This window comes from Candidatus Nitrospira nitrificans (assembly GCF_001458775.1).
Lineage (GTDB): Bacteria > Nitrospirota > Nitrospiria > Nitrospirales > Nitrospiraceae > Nitrospira_D > Nitrospira_D nitrificans.
This window is the reverse complement of the sequence record NZ_CZPZ01000031.1, coordinates 134,251-149,337: the sequence shown is the minus strand read 5'-3', so window position 1 is coordinate 149,337 and position 15,087 is coordinate 134,251. Positions and strand designations below refer to the sequence as shown.

Below are 15,087 nucleotides of genomic sequence, written 5' to 3'. Positions count from 1 at the left end.
CTCAAGCGAAGCGCATCATTCTCAGGACGACCTATGACACCATCTCCCCCCTTAGAACCGGCCATTCGCCGGATCGGCGAACAACTTGCCCGGCTCTCCGCCGGCCTTTCACCTTCGATCTTTGACAGCCGCTGGTGGTCCCATTCGGCGATCAATCTGGCGATGAAGGATGCGTCGTTTAAGACCAGACTGTTCCACTTCATCGATGTCCTTCCGGTCATTCAAGACGATGAGCGTGTCGTCTCGCTCGCCGAAGAATATTTCGGCCATGAGAGCAGTGAGTTGTTCGGACTTCAGTGGGGATTGAAGGTGCTCACTTCTACGGGCATAGGGGCACGCCTCACCGGCAAGTCAATCAGGAAACAGGTCGAAGAGATGGCCAAAACGTTCATTGCCGGCGCCTCGATTGAAGAAGCCGTTCCGACGTTGTCGCAATTATGGAAAGACGGACGAGCCTGGTCTGTCGATCTGTTGGGCGAGGCCACCATCAGCGAGCAGGAAGCCGATCGCTATCGTGACCACTGTCTGAACGCCTTAATGGAACTGGAGCGCGCCACGAAGACCTGGCCTTCCAATCCCTTGCTCGAACGAGACCACCTGGGACCCCTCCCACGCGTGCAGCTTTCGCTCAAAATTTCGGCTCTTTCATCTCGGTTGGATCCGATCGATCCCGAGGGAAGTTACGCGTCGGTCGCCGCGCGGCTCCGCCCGTTGGTGGATCTGGCGCAGTCGCTGCCGGCCGGATTGATTTTCGATATGGAACAGGCGGAAACAAAAGGCCTGATCCTGCATATATTCAAGCAACTCTTCGCCGAGCCTGCCTATCGATCCTATCCCTATGCCGGACTCGCGTTGCAGGCCTATCATCGAGAAACCGAACGGGACATTCATGATGCGGTGGCGTGGGCGCGAACACGTGGGGCGCCGATTACGATCCGACTGGTCAAGGGAGCCTACTGGGATTCCGACACCGTTCGATATCGGCAAGCAGGCTGGCCGGTTCCGCTTTTTGAGCACAAGGCGGAAACCGACATGCAGTACGAGCGAATGATTTCGCTGTTGTTTGAACAGGCCGATCTCATCCGACCCGCGTTCGGCACGCACAATCTTCGCACATTGGCCGCCATCGAAGCCCATGCGGAATCGCGGGGTCTGGCAGCCGACGCGCGCGAGTACCAAATGATCTTCGGCATGGCGGAGCCGTTCCAGCAGGCCATGGTCAAATTAGGCCGCCGTGTGCGGTTGTACAGCCCTGTGGGACGGCTGCTTCCCGGCATGGCCTATCTGGTTCGGCGACTCCTGGAAAATACGTCGAACGAATCGTTCCTCAAAAAAGAGTACGTCGAATCCCAGCCCGTGGCCCGGCTCCTCGCTCCTCCGACAGCGCCGGACCGGCTCCCGCACGCCACGACGAATGACAAAAATATTTTCAGCAATGAACCGCATAGTGATTTCTCACAGGCGGCGGCGCGGGAGGCCATGCAAGGAAGCATCGGATCGGTCCGATCTCAGCTGGGCCGGCAATGGCACGGGGGAGCATCCGGTATCAGACTGACCGGTCCCTGGCTGGAATCCCGTAATCCTTGCAGACCAACTGAGGTCGTGACCCAGGTTCGGAGCGCCGCGGTATCCGATCTGGACCACATCATCGAACAGGCGCTCGCACAATGGAACCATTGGCGGCGAAACGCTCCGGAAGCGCGAGCTGCAATTCTAAGGAAGGCCGCATCTGAACTACGCCGTCGTCGATACGAGCTGGCCGCGTGGGAGATCTTTGAAGTCGGCAAGCCATGGCGGGAGGCCGACGCCGATGTCGCCGAAGCGATCGACTTCCTCCGTTACTATGCGGATGAAATGGACCGTCTGGCCGGACCGGTACGGCTCGGCAACTGTCCGGGAGAACTCAACCAGCGCACCTATGCGCCGCGCGGTGTGACCGCCGTCATCGCCCCATGGAACTTTCCGCTCGCCATCCCCGCCGGAATGATTTCCGCGGCCCTTGTGACCGGCAATCCGGTCCTGTTTAAGCCGTCGGAACGCGCGCCCGGCTTAGGCACTCTGCTCACCGACATCTTCATCGAAGCAGGTGTCCCGGGCGGTTGTGTGACCTGCCTCCCAGGTGGGCCGGAGATCGGCCAAGCGCTCATCACACATCCCCAGGTCGTGACGATCGCGTTTACCGGATCGAAGACCGTGGGACTCCACATCTTAACCGAGGCAGCCCGCATGGCCCCCGGACAGCCGATGGTCAAGCGGGTGATTGCCGAGATGGGCGGAAAAAATGCCATCATTGTCGATGAGACGGCCGATCTCGACGAGGCCATCGCCGGCGTCGTCGCATCGTTTACCGGCTATGCGGGACAGAAATGCTCGGCTTGCTCCAGAGTCATCGTGCATCGCGCCATCCATGACTCCTTCGTGTCCCGCCTGCGTGAGGCGGTGCTGAGCGTGGAGGTCGGCGATCCCGTACACCCGTCCACCAGGATGGGACCGGTGATCGATGCCCGAGCCCAAGCGAGCATACAACGCTATGTTTCACTCGGCCTCGAAGAAGGCCGGCTCCTCGTGCAACGACCCGTGGATCAGACCGGGTATTTTGTCGGGCCGACGGTATTTGTCGATATCCAACCGCATCACCGTTTGGCACAAGAGGAAATCTTCGGACCGGTGTTGTCGGTCATGAAGGCCGACGATTTTACCGATGCGATCCGCTTGGCCAACGGAACCCAGTATGCCTTGACCGGAGGGGTCTACGCCAGGAGTCCCACTTATCTTGCGATGGCTCGAGAGCAGTTTGACGTGGGAAATCTGTACCTGAACCGACCGATCACCGGCGCCTTGGTCGCCCGTCAACCATTCGGAGGACATCGCTTTTCAGGGATTGGTGCGAAAGCGGGCGGGGAAGACTATCTGGCCCAGTTCATGATCGCCAGGGTCATCAGCGAGAACACCCTTCGCCGGGGATTCGAGTCGACTCAATGAGGCCTTGGCCGCTTTGATGTCGTATTCTTCAAGCTCTTCCGTGATCTCCGTGACCACGCCGCGATCCTCCTTGACGGCGGCTAATTCCTGCCGCTCCGAATACTTCACGAGCCCGACCCCCTTGGCGAACCACGCCGTCATCACGTCGATTCCGGTCACGGTTCGACGGCTCCCGGACAAGTGGATCTTCATGTTCATCCGCGCTTCAACCTTGACAGCCTCCTGGAACGTACCGGCTGGGACCGTAATGGTTTCTCGACCGATCACCTTGCTCCAGCCCTGAGTATCGACCGTCTCATCGGTTTGATCGCGATCCATATCGTTGCCGAAATCAACCCCTATTCGGTCGAACTGTTGGAAGGATGACGGAACTCGCAGTGGAAATCGGAAAATCTGGTAAGGCGTAATGTGTTTCTCCAACGGTGTTCCTGGCTCCGACCCATAGTACACAATGCCGACCGCGTCGCGCCGATAAAAACTATCCGACGCTCCGTGATTTCCCGGGTTGGTATCATGGAATACGGTTACCGTGACACCATTGATGGCCTTGGTTCCCGTGACCGTCGACACATTCGTGAACAATTTCAGTTCGACAGTTTGGAGCGGCCCCTCGCTGATCTGGCCACGATAGGTCCAGCGACTCCCGACCGTATCGGGGAAATACTCCTCGGACTTTGAAATCGTGACCGGCTCCTCCGCTCCGAATGCCACAGGCCACGGGTAAAGACCCAGGAATGCGCACAATCCCACCGCCGATACGAATCGCACAGCACCGTGAAGCTTTGCCATTATCCCAACTCCAGATACGATTGTTGTGACGGTACCATAGGAGTCGAGGGAGCGGCAAGCCGATCGATATCGGGCGGAGTTTGGATACCTGCTTGTTTTGGCCCGCTTCTCCCCGCATAATTCTGTCCGATATGGAACCTCCCATCCCGCCGATACCTCCCGCGAAGGATCGATCGACGAACCAGTCTGATCGTCCGGCTGTCCTCATTACGGGAGCATCCGGAGGGATCGGGCGCGCGATCAGTCACGCCTTCGGAAAAATCGGATGGTACGTGGGAGTCCATTACTATCGGAATAAACCGGCGGCCGAAGCGACCTTGAATCACGTCCTCAAAGATGGTGGCAGCGGCGCCCCCTACTCCGCCGATATTCGAGAAGCTGAATCCGTTCGACGCATGGTCGACCGCTTCTCCTGCTGTACCTCCGGCCCATTGGCATTGGTCTGCAACGCCGGAATCGGACAGAGCGAGTTACTCGCGCGTCATGCAGACGAGATCTGGGATAACGTCATCGCCACGAATCTCACAGGGACATTTCACTGCCTGCGAGCCATGGCGCCGACTCTGCTCGCTCGCGGCGGAGGCTCCATCATTGTGCTCGGGTCCCACACAGGGTTCCATGGGGCAACCGGTCAGAGCGCCTACGCGACGTCGAAGGCCGGACTGATCGGACTCGTGAGAACGGCCGCGCTGGAATGGGGACCCAAGAATATTCGCGTCAATCTCGTACTGCCGGGTTGGCAAAAGACCGGCTTGACCGAGGGCCTGTTTCCAGAAGGACAGGGTTGGCTCGACCACGCCCTACACCGGCCGGCGGCTCTCGACGAAGTCGTGGGGACCATCGTCCACCTCACCCAACTCAAGGACATATCAGGACAGGTGTGGAACTGCGACAGCAGGAACCTATAACGTGAAGCGTGAATCAATAAGTCATTAGTCATCAGTCATTGACTAATGACCAGTGATGTCAGGGTTGCGAGATACGAGAGACAAACGACGAGCGACGAATGTTGGAAGTCCCGATGAACCACGGAGTCTTCATAACCGGTACCGATACAGGCGTTGGGAAGACGTTGGTCACGGCAGCGTTCGCCCTTCATCTGAAGAAACGGGGATTGACGGTTGGCGTGATGAAACCGATCGAGACAGGGGTCTCGAGAGGAAGGGAAACTCAGTCGGATGCCGCCCGGCTACGAGCCATCATGGAAAGCGAAGAGCCAGCGGGAGCGATCTGTCCCTATCCGTTTGAATTGCCGGTCGCTCCACTTGCCGCGGCTCAAGCCGAAGGACAGACCATCAATCCGGACACCATCAAGAAAGTCTACCGACTCCTGTCAAGCCGGTATGACTGCATGGTGGTTGAAGGAATCGGCGGGGTGCATGTGCCGGTCACCAACAGCTCGAACGTCATGGATCTGATCAAGCGGTTGCGCCTTTCGGTCGTCGTCGTTGGACGGTCAGGGTTGGGAGGAATCAATCATGCCTTGCTGACCATCGAAGCCCTTCGTCGAAAACATATCCATATCGTCGCCCTGGTCTTGAATCGGACGCATTCCGTCAGATCGGCCCTGGCACGGGTTCAAGAGCGATCGACTATTGAAATTCTCCGCCGACAAGCCGACGTACCGGTACTCGGCCCACTCCCTTACGAACCAGGCCTGCCGGGCCGTTTCCGCCCAACGGTCACGCATCTTGCCCGATCTGCCGCCATTAAGAACCTGGCGAAGTTGGTAGCGAGACCAGCGAGACAAAGTCGTTGACGGACCGCGAAATATCCGGCGCCTTCAGAATCGCCGAGATCACCGCCACTCCATCGGCTCCTGCGCGCATCACATCCGCCGTGCGATCGGCTGTAATCCCCCCGATGGCGAAAATAGGGAGTTCCGTGAGGGAACGGATTGCTCGTAACCCTTGCAGACCCACGACCGGATCATGGTCCAGCTTCGAGCCAGGCGTGAAAATCGGCCCAAACCCGAGATAGTTTGGTCCATCAATAGCCGCCGCCACCACTTGCTCTCGATTGTGTGTCGAAACGCCGATCAGCTTTTCCGGCCCCATGACCGTTCGCGCGAGATTGAGCGGCAAGTCTCCCTGCCCGAGATGCACACCATCCGCATCCACCGCCAGCGCCAAATCGCATCGATCATTGACGATGAACAGCGCGCCGAGCTCGTGCGCCGTTTTCCGCAGCGGCAAGGCCTCTTCGTACGCGACTTTCATCGATGCAGTCTTGTTCCTGTATTGAAAGATCTTGGCACCCGCTGTTGCGGAAACTTTCAGGATATCGACAAGCGGACGTTCGGGACAAACCGCCGGATCCAGAATGATATACAGGCCGGCGAGTGCCGATGCGCCAGGATTCTTTTCTCGCGAAAGGTGAACCATCTCAGTTACCGCTTGGAATGCTCCAACGCCTTCTGTTTGACGATACGGAAGTGGGTGGCCAACTCTTGCCGCGTGACCATCGCGACTACCCAATTCGGCACGAGCGAATCCAGCTCGACGATGAGTTCAAACTCGGCGCGCGTGTGATCCCCCTCCCCGGCCGGCTGAAGCTTCCAGACCCGATGATAGCGCTTGAAGTCACCGCCCTTCAGGTCGGTCACAAGACCACCGCTCGGCAAGATCCTGGACTCCGTCACCAACCGGCGTTCACCAGGCATCACCGGATGGTCGATGCGAAGATCGATCGTGGCCACCCCCTCATGAATGTTCAATTCAGCCACTCTCATCTGAACCTCGAAGAGGTCCGGCCAATGCGCGTAATCCGCCAACAACGCTTGTATCACTTCCGGCTTGGCCGGGAAAAGCGGATGCGCCGTCGCGCGGATTCCCCCGCCGGACTCCGTCTTCACCTCCAACCCGTCCGCATCAGCCGCGGCCCGAGCATCTACCTCCCATGGGGACATGGATAGAAGGATAGGGACGGCCAACCAGAGGACGAGGCTCTGTGACGCCGGAGCTCGTCTATCCGACAATCGCATCCAACAGCCGTTGGTGAATCTTCCGCACCCGTTCAAGTTGTCCTTTGGCGGGAAACCGCTCGTAGAAGCCGTCGGCGCGGAACTCTTTCGTCAAAGGGGCCCAGGGCTTGACGATCTCGGCAAACGGCTTGTGCGAGCGTTGTTCATCCCAGTCGTTGATGAGCTTGCGATCCACGATCACATCGTCCAACACTCGAATCAGCGCCTTGAGCGTCACATCGCGAGTAAACATATACCGCTCGTTCTGTCCCCACACCTCGCCCATGACCTCCTTCACTCCCTTCAGATAGTCGCGCACCAAGGCGTAGCAGCGATCAGGCTTCATCCCCAAGTGTGACTCCATCCAGTGCTTATGGACCGTCACGACTTTCAACAGCTCGTTGAACACCTCGGACTGTAGAATCCATTTTTCCTGTTTGCTCCGTCCCCCAAGGCGATTGATCTTGTACCGCAACGGCGAGTCCGGCTCGCCGTACAGGAGGTTCACGACCTTGGCGGCGAATTTCTTTTCAGGACTTTCCCACGAGACCTTCTCATAGAGGTCGACCAAATGCGACCGGTTGATTCGCGTATGGGTCGAATTGATGATGACGAACATCTCGGTCGCGAAATCGGCGCTGCGTCCGTCGAACAACAAACAGGGCACTTCCACCTGCGCGCTCTGATCGGAATGTTTCTCGTGGAAGAAGTGAAGCCCGGCGAGACGGTGTTGCCCGTCGATCACCAGATATTTTCCTTTCGGCTCGCTCAAGTGGCCGATCGAATCCGAGCCGTCCGTCTTTTGGAAGCGAAGGGTTTCGTCGGTAAAGAGCAGCACGGTGCCTGGAATCATCGGTTGGGCCACGACGGTCTCGTAAAAATTGACGATCTGCTTGATCTTCTGCCGATTCAAGACCCGTTGGAATCCCTTCTCGCTCCGCTCGATGCCCGCGATAAACTGCGCCACGTCGTCATGGTCGGAAATCTTGGCCTGTGCGATCTCTTCACCCTCGAAATAATACCGGCTGGTGAACCGGACCTTCTTCAACAGCTCACTGGCTTTGTAGGCGATGAAATAGAACGTGCCTTCTTTTTGCGTGATCCGCGTCGCGAGCATGGCGCCTCCATTGGTTTGAATAGAAGCCGGCGGGAGGATTCTACGCGGCCCTCTCCATGGCCGCAAGACAAGCTCCTGTGCTACGATCCTACACCGATGATCTCACAATGGTGCAAGTTTGCCCTATTCATCTCACTTCTGATGCCGGGAGTCGTGATGTCCTCCGACGCCGGCGCGCAGGACTCGGAAGACTCAACCGCCACGACGGAACTCTCCTGCAGCTTCACGATGGAAAAAGGTGAAACCGGACGCCCTTGCCACGTTCCCTTTCCACAAGGATGCCTGGTCGCCTCCATTCCCGGAACCAAGCGCCCCTGGACCACGATCTCGAAAGGCGGCCGCCTGCAGTGCCGGTTTGACGAAACCAAGACCGATTGGAAGACAACCATCGTCGGCACCTGCGACCGATGCCGATCGGTCCGATGTTCGGCCCACTTCAGCGTTCGGTTTGATTGCTCGACCCAACACTAAGTTCACGGATATCCCATGTCCCTCACGGCCGCCATCAAACAAGAAGCCCGCGCGCTGGGATTCGACGCGGTTGGGATGACGCAGGTGTCCCGCGAACGGACAGGGTCGGCGGCCGACGGCCATCAAAAACATTCCTCGCCCCAGTCCGAGACCTCCGCCACGCAACGCCTCTTCACCCGCCTCACCGAATGGCTCCAGCGAGGCCATCACGGCGCCATGGCCTGGATGGAACGGGCTCCAGACAAGCGCGCCGATCCCTGCCTGGTGCTTCCCGGCTGTCGGTCGATCATCTCCCTGGGGATCAACTACCTCACTGAGCATCGCGCGAATGAACAACCTGGGTATGGCCGCATCGCGAGATACGCCTGGGGGAAGGACTACCACAAGATTTTTGATTCCAGGCTCACGCAACTGGAACAGGCGATTCATAGGATGGCGCCCGGCGCTCAAACCCGTTCGTACTCGGATACCGGCCCCATCATGGAGAAAGCCTGGGCCGAACAGGCGGGCCTGGGTTGGATCGGAAAACATTCCAATCTCGTTTCATCGGAGCATGGCTCGTGGCTGCTGCTGGGAGAAGTTTTGACCACATTGGAGCTGGAAGCTGATGAGCCGGCGACCGACCTCTGTGGCAGCTGCACGCTCTGCCTTCAGGCTTGCCCCACCGGAGCCATCACGGAGCCCTATGTTGTCGATGCCACTCGTTGTATTTCATACCTGACCATCGAACTGCGGGGTGATGAGACCGCCATTTCTCATGAGTTGCAGGGTGGCATGGGAAACAAAATATTCGGATGCGATGATTGCCTCGACGTGTGCCCCTTCAATCTCCGAGCCGAGCCGACTCAGGAACAGGCGTTTCAACCTTCACGCTGGAGCCTTTCGCCTCGCCTCAACGAACTGTCTCAGCTGGATGAACGGACCTTCGCCACGGTTTTTCAACACAGCCCGATTCGACGCGCAAAACACCAGGGGTTTCTCCGGAACGTCGCCATCGCGCAACGGAACTTGAAGCCCTCGTGACCATTCCACACCTTTCCTCCTCACACATGAGTTGTTGTCCCTTACGCACGTGGAGAGCGTTTTGAGTGAATCGAATTGGATACAAAATGTATCTAATTCGATTCTTTCCCTGACCCTGACGGCTTGATTCACGACATCGATATCTTCCCGACAGTGCCTCACAATCGCTACTAACTACCTGATAGATCATTCACTTCGCACAGAAGTTATAGTTATCCACCTCCATCACAACTCGCGCGGAATGTATTGTGCTGTACACGATCCCAAATGGCCTCGGCTCCGGCTGAGCCAAGGCCATCTAGGCCCAGTTGAGCACGCAACCGGATTTTTTCTTTGTATTTTTTCTTCTGAATTTGGTACATAGTTCACTGGGCGTTTGTCGACGAAGGGTGGGAGGGGGATCAATTCGCCACGCTCGTCAGTGCAGCGTCTCTGTTCCATCAAAATCTAAAGGGAGGCTACTATGCAGAGGTTTCGTGTGCTCACAGCTACATTAGGACTTGCCGTTCTCTTGGGGGCCAGCGGCTGTATCACCATGCCGGGGTCCGCAGGGGCGAAGGTCCATGATGTTACGTTCACAGCGATGGAAACGGAAATCGTCATCGACGGGAACGGGACGAAATACAAGGCTTGGACCTTTAACGGTCAGATGCCGGGCCCGGTCGTCCGGGTCACAGAGGGTGATACCGTCAACTTCACCCTGATCGGCGACAAGAATAATACCTTCCCCCATTCGATGGACTTTCATGCGGCCGAGCTCGACTTCTTGAAGAACTACCACAAGACCGTTTCAGCGGGCGAAACACACAAATTCTCCTTCGTGGCGAAGAAGCCCGGCGTGTTTTTCTACCACTGCGGCGCGGGCCCCATGATCCAGCACGTCGCCCGTGGCATGTTCGGAGCCATCATCGTGGATCCGAAGGATGCCAATGCGTGGCCGAAGGCTGATCGTGAATTCGTCTTGGTCCAGTCAGAGTTCTGGAAGAATCCGGACAACGTGCAGGCGATGTTCGACCGGAAGTGGGACAATACGATTTTCAACGGCGGGATCTTCAAGTACCATCCGTTCTTCCCGGGGGGAGAGCCGTTGGAAGTCAAGGTCGGTGAACGGGTACGCATCTATTTCGTGAACGCCGGTCCGAACGAGTTTTCCGCGCTCCATCCGATCGCCGAAATCTGGGACAACGTCTATGAAAGCGGCAATCCGGCCAACAAGTTCGTCGGCGTCCAGACCTATGTGGTCGGTCCGGGCAGCGCAGCCACCTTCGATATGATCGCGGAGTCGCCGGGAGCCTATCCAGTGGTGACCCACTCCTTAACGGGCGCCTTGCGTGGTGCGATTGCCGTGGTGATCGCCAACCAAAATCCAAAAGACTATAAAGGTCAGTTGATGCCGAACACCCCCTGGAACCCGTAATGAATGAGCGGGGTACGGAGGTCTTGCAGTCAATTCATTCTCACACAAAGGAGTAGACGATATGTCATTGAGCAAGAAGATTATGAGCATGGTAGTGGCCATAGCAGCCACGTGGACGTTGAGCAGCGCGACGTCCTTTGCCGCGGATGCGTCGCTCTATGAGCGGCTCGGCGGACAGGGCGCTATTCAAGCCGTGGTCACCAAGTTCATCGGCAATGTGGGCGCAGACAAGCGCATCAACGGCTTTTTCGCGACGACCGACCTCAAGAAGCTCAACAAGCTCTTAGTCGAGCAGGTGTGCGCGGCGAGCGGCGGTCCCTGCACCTACTCGGGCCGTGATATGAAGACGACGCATAAGGGCATGAAGGTCACCACCGCTGCCTTCAACGCGCTCGTGGAAGACTTGGTCAGCGCCTTGGATACCTTCAACGTGCCGGCGAAAGAAAAGGGCGAGTTGCTCGCCGTCCTCGGACCGATGAAGAGCGATATTGTCGAAGTTCCATAACGACGCGCAGTGGTGACCACTGTCCGAGTCACCCGCTAGCTTCCGTCAGCCAGGGCCCACCGGTCCTGGCTGACGAGGTCCTCATGCTGGTAGACCCACCTTCTTTCAAGCGCTGAACCTGCTTATTTCCACCAGACATGGGCACTGCCACTTAGGACAATGTTAATGTTATCATGTATCGATTTTGATGCGGCTCGGCGCACGGGGCGCGAGTAGCCATCCGGCAGGACATCAGTGGCAATCACCAAGGAGGAACCATGAGAGGGAAGCGTTTGATCGTGACGTTGTGTAGTTTCATCGCCGTTGCCTTGTGGAGTACGGCAGGTTGGTCTGGCCCCGAGTCCGACCCACTGAAGCCGCGTGTTCCGGACGCTGAACGTGGGGAAGCGCGAAAAGTGAAGAGCCCGATCACCGTAACTCCTGACATCATCGCCAAGGGCAAGGAGCTCTATGAAGGCAAGGGCACCTGCGCAAACTGTCATGGTCAGGGTGGCGAGGGCGATGGCGCGGGTGGAATGCTGCTCACGCCAGGTCCACGAAACCTTACGAATTGCAAGTTCCATAAAAAGCGGAACGACGGGGAACTCTTCTGGGTTGTGAAGAATGGAAGTCCCGGCACCGGTATGCCGGCCCTCGTAAAGGGCGGCGTGCTCACCGAGGAAGAAGCCTGGACGATCATCGCCTACGAACGAAGTTTCTGCAAGGACAAGGACTAGCGGCTGAAGGACGTTCACTCTGCGATATGGATACGGGCTGTCGGTCAAGAATTTCGACTGACGGCCCGTTTTCTCGTTACCCTCAGCCGCCAAGCGTGCCGCGCAAGAAGCTGAACCGTACGTTCGCATTCATGACAAGGCCTCGCTGATTCAGCGTCCACGCCACCGTCGACTGTCGGCGTGCCTTCTGTTGTCTCACCCCCCTTTCTTTCTTTGCATAAAAAGGTATAGGCTATTGTTGATTTCGATGGTTCTACAGGAGCTCTGGACAAAGGAGTCTTCCGATGAACCCTCACACGTTTCTACTCATCTCCAAAGACTCCGAGCTCAAGCAACTCCTCCACGCAGCTTCGCCTCAAACCGACATTCACGCAGCCGGTACGATAGCTGGAGGACTCGCTCTCTGGTCTGATATTTCACCCACGTTGGTCGTTGCCGAGGGGAATGCCCATACCCTGGCGCCCCTCCTTGAATATGCCCGTCAGGCGCCCCACTCCCCACCCCTCCTTGCGATCGGAGACCGCCATTCCCTCAAAGACGCTGTAGAAACCATGCGCGCCGGGGCCGCGGATTACCTAGCCAAACCGATTCTGCTTGAGGATCTGTTGCCCGCCATCACCCGCGCCCTTCACCATCCCGGTCCAGCGCCATCCTCGTCGCCGCACGATCCGTTCGCATCCATCATCAGTGTCTCGCCGCAAATGAATCTCATGAAGCAACTGGCCAAAGAAGTGGCGGTCACGGATGCGACCGTCCTCATCACCGGGGACAGTGGAACCGGCAAGGAACTGTTTGCCGAGGCGATTCACCACTATAGTCCACGAGCCAAAGGCCCGCTGATCGCGCTGAATTGTGCCGGCATTCCGGAGAATCTCTTGGAGTCGGAGTTATTCGGTTATGAATCGGGAGCCTTTACCGACGCCAAGCGGGCCAAACCAGGACGATTCCAACTGGCGGAGGGAGGAACATTGTTTCTCGACGAGATCGGAGAAATGAGTTCGGCCGCTCAAGCCAAGCTCCTCCGTGTGCTGGAAAACCACACGATCGATCCCTTGGGCGATACCCGCAGCCACAAGGTCGACATCCGCATCATCGCCGCCACAAATGAAGATCTCCTCGCCCACATCAAAGCCGGTCGTTTCCGCCTCGATCTCTACTATCGGCTGAACGTGTACCAGCTGCGCATTCCACCGCTGCGCGAACGGCTCGAAGACATCGAACCGATTCTCTTGCTTTTCTTGGAGCGAGCCACACAGGAGCGCGGATGCCGCATTCGGGCTATCGACCCGGCAGCCCTTGCCGTGCTTCAACGCCACGATTGGCCTGGAAACGTCCGCGAGCTCCACAATGTCGTCGAATGGCTGACCATCACATGCAAGGCAGAGACTATTCAGCCTGCCCATTTACCGGCATCCGTGCGAACCGCTTCCTCAACGACTTGCCCGAACCAAAGTCCCAAGCCGTCGTTGCTGGCCTTCGGACTGTCGTTTCAGGACATGGAAAGGCGCATGCTCGAAGAAGCGCTTCGAAAGGCATCCGGCAATATCTCGGAAGCCAGCCGTCTTCTCAAGATGACCCGCAATACGCTCCGCTACCGCATGGCGAAGTATCACCTGTCTTGAAGAACCATCCCTCGCTTCAGCCACCACATCCACCCCGGTCGCGTTGGCGCCGTCATATGGGCTCTGGTGCAGTCGCGTGCGCCTTAAGATTTGCTGACGGCAGACCGATAGTGCTCCGGAGCAGAAGGAGCCACGCCACCCACTGATCCTATGACAAAGCGAATCGGAATCGACGAACTACAGCCGGGCATGCTGGTCGAACAGCTCGATCGCTCCTGGCTGAGCACGCCTTTTTTTCGGCACAAAATGACGATCACCTCGCCACAACAAATCGCGCAGCTGAAGGCCTGTGGAGTCCGGACACTGGTCGTCCGCATTGATGCGGAAGCGGTCCGAGAAGCGCCGGCACCGGAGCAGAGTCTTGCCGACGATTCCAATGTCCCGGTCGTGGAGGAATCGGTGTCGGCGCCGCCGGTTGTCCCCTTCGAAGAAGAGCTGGCTGTCGCCAGACAGGTATATCAGGCTGCGAAGACCGTCATTCAAGAGGCCATGCATGACGCGCGGCTGGGACGAGCGCTCAACGTCGAGGCCGTGAGGGCGGTCGTGACCGACATGACCGACAGCGTCTTTCGGAATCCGGACGCCTTATCCAGTCTGTCGAGGCTCAAGCGATTCGACGAATACACCTTTTATCATTCCGTGAATACCGCCCTGCTGGCCATGTCCTTGGGCAAGAGCCTCGGATTCGACCGGTCGATGTTGCATTTAGCCGGAGTCGGCACCTTGCTGCATGACATCGGAAAAACGAAAGTGCCCCTCGCCATCCTGAACAAACCCGGCCGGTTTGAAGCGCACGAGATGGAGATTATGAAGCAACATGTCCTCAGGGGGGTTGAGGTCTTGGCCGGCACGACCGACTTAGGAGATTCATACGTCCAGCCCGCGCTTGAGCACCATGAACGGGTGAACGGAGCCGGATATCCGCATCGGCGCGCTCGGAAAGACATCAGCCAGTTCGGCCTCATCACGGCCATCGTCGATATCTATGACGCGATGACGAGCGATCGGTGCTACCACAAGGGGCAACCTGCGCATCAAGCCCTTCAGTTGCTCTATCGCCTCTCGCTCGAAGGCCATCTTGACCCGGCATTAGTCCAGCAATTCATCCAGGTCGTGGGAGTCTACCCTGTCGGGTCGGTCGTGGAGTTGACTACAGGCGAGACCGGCATCGTCAAACAGATCAACCATGAGGCGCCATTGGCGCCGGTCGTGCTCCTCGTGAAAAGCGCGGGAAATACCCTGCTCTCAAGCCCTCGCGAACAGGATCTCTCCGGGCAAACGGAGACGCCGCGTCGGAGCATTACGACCGTTCTCTCCCCTCAACAAGCCGGCCTTGACCCGACCCTCTATCTCGATAAGAAAGCCGCATAAGTCCGTCATAGGAACATCGAGCCTCGCTCGCCCGCGCGACACGGCACCGCTGCGCCTCCTTGAGTCTCAAGGTTTGCAAGAGAGGGTCCGATATCGTGTACTGGAGAGTCCG

General features: G+C 57.9%; 14 protein-coding genes. 10 read left to right on the top strand and 4 right to left on the bottom strand.

Annotation, left to right across the window (positions count from 1 at the left end; translation table 11 throughout):
- The first annotated feature begins 33 nt into the window (after positions 1 to 33).
- Positions 34 to 2,982 (top strand): proline dehydrogenase family protein, encoded by a 2,949-nt coding sequence (locus tag COMA2_RS14780; protein WP_090899858.1) that lies wholly within the window; start codon positions 34 to 36, stop codon positions 2,980 to 2,982.
- On the opposite strand, the gene COMA2_RS14775 is transcribed toward COMA2_RS14780, so the two are convergent.
- Positions 2,875 to 3,771 (bottom strand): TapB family protein, encoded by an 897-nt coding sequence (locus COMA2_RS14775; protein WP_090899856.1) that lies wholly within the window; start codon positions 3,769 to 3,771, stop codon positions 2,875 to 2,877. The two genes, COMA2_RS14780 and COMA2_RS14775, sit on opposite strands and share 108 nt — an antisense overlap.
- Before the next feature lie 131 nt (positions 3,772 to 3,902).
- Here COMA2_RS14775 and COMA2_RS14770 point away from each other — a divergent pair, with 131 nt between their 5' ends.
- Together COMA2_RS14770 and bioD are read left to right on the top strand one after the other, a co-directional pair.
- Positions 3,903 to 4,679 (top strand): SDR family NAD(P)-dependent oxidoreductase, encoded by a 777-nt coding sequence (locus COMA2_RS14770; RefSeq protein WP_090899853.1) that lies wholly within the window; start codon positions 3,903 to 3,905, stop codon positions 4,677 to 4,679.
- 98 nt (positions 4,680 to 4,777) lie between these two features.
- Positions 4,778 to 5,530: a dethiobiotin synthase gene (bioD, locus tag COMA2_RS14765; protein ID WP_090899850.1), complete on the top strand. Its 753-nt coding sequence runs from the start codon at positions 4,778 to 4,780 to the stop codon at positions 5,528 to 5,530.
- Here the strand turns inward: bioD and thiE are convergent.
- From thiE to COMA2_RS14750, 3 genes are read right to left on the bottom strand one after another with little or no spacing between them, the layout of a single operon-like run.
- The gene (gene thiE, locus COMA2_RS14760) at positions 5,481 to 6,155 is read right to left on the bottom strand and encodes a thiamine phosphate synthase (RefSeq protein WP_245631042.1); all 675 of its coding nucleotides are present in this window, start codon (positions 6,153 to 6,155) and stop codon (positions 5,481 to 5,483) included. The genes bioD and thiE overlap by 50 nt on opposite strands.
- A 5-nt stretch (positions 6,156 to 6,160) precedes the next feature.
- On the bottom strand, positions 6,161 to 6,748 hold the full coding sequence (locus COMA2_RS14755) for an SRPBCC family protein (RefSeq protein WP_175304635.1): 588 nt from the start codon (positions 6,746 to 6,748) through the stop codon (positions 6,161 to 6,163).
- Complete coding sequence (locus tag COMA2_RS14750; protein WP_090899845.1) at positions 6,738 to 7,850, bottom strand: DGQHR domain-containing protein; 1,113 nt, start codon at positions 7,848 to 7,850, stop codon at positions 6,738 to 6,740. Before COMA2_RS14750 ends, COMA2_RS14755 begins: the two co-directional genes overlap by 11 nt.
- Positions 7,851 to 7,946: 96 nt before the next feature.
- Here COMA2_RS14750 and COMA2_RS14745 point away from each other — a divergent pair, with 96 nt between their 5' ends.
- The 7 genes from COMA2_RS14745 to COMA2_RS14715 all read left to right on the top strand — a co-directional run bounded on the left by COMA2_RS14745 (position 7,947) and on the right by COMA2_RS14715 (position 14,975).
- Positions 7,947 to 8,321 carry a hypothetical protein gene (locus COMA2_RS14745; RefSeq protein WP_090899842.1) on the top strand — a complete coding sequence of 125 codons (375 nt, stop codon included), beginning with the start codon at positions 7,947 to 7,949 and terminating at the stop codon, positions 8,319 to 8,321.
- A gap of 15 nt (positions 8,322 to 8,336) precedes the next feature.
- A complete protein-coding gene (gene queG / locus COMA2_RS14740) occupies positions 8,337 to 9,344 on the top strand; it encodes a tRNA epoxyqueuosine(34) reductase QueG (RefSeq protein WP_090899839.1) in 1,008 nt (335 codons plus the stop codon).
- Positions 9,345 to 9,807: 463 nt separating this feature from the next.
- Positions 9,808 to 10,761 (top strand): multicopper oxidase domain-containing protein, encoded by a 954-nt coding sequence (locus COMA2_RS14735; RefSeq protein ID WP_090899836.1) that lies wholly within the window; start codon positions 9,808 to 9,810, stop codon positions 10,759 to 10,761.
- Between the two features lie 61 nt (positions 10,762 to 10,822).
- Positions 10,823 to 11,266, top strand: coding sequence for a group I truncated hemoglobin (locus tag COMA2_RS14730; protein ID WP_090899833.1), 444 nt, complete (start codon positions 10,823 to 10,825; stop codon positions 11,264 to 11,266).
- A 257-nt stretch (positions 11,267 to 11,523) separates the two neighbouring features.
- Positions 11,524 to 11,982 (top strand): c-type cytochrome, encoded by a 459-nt coding sequence (locus tag COMA2_RS14725; protein WP_090899830.1) that lies wholly within the window; start codon positions 11,524 to 11,526, stop codon positions 11,980 to 11,982.
- A gap of 284 nt (positions 11,983 to 12,266) precedes the next feature.
- A complete protein-coding gene (locus COMA2_RS14720; protein ID WP_090899827.1) occupies positions 12,267 to 13,604 on the top strand; it encodes a sigma-54-dependent transcriptional regulator in 1,338 nt (445 codons plus the stop codon).
- A gap of 150 nt (positions 13,605 to 13,754) precedes the next feature.
- On the top strand, positions 13,755 to 14,975 hold the full coding sequence (locus tag COMA2_RS14715; RefSeq protein ID WP_090899824.1) for an HD-GYP domain-containing protein: 1,221 nt from the start codon (positions 13,755 to 13,757) through the stop codon (positions 14,973 to 14,975).
- The last annotated feature ends 112 nt before the right edge of the window (positions 14,976 to 15,087 follow it).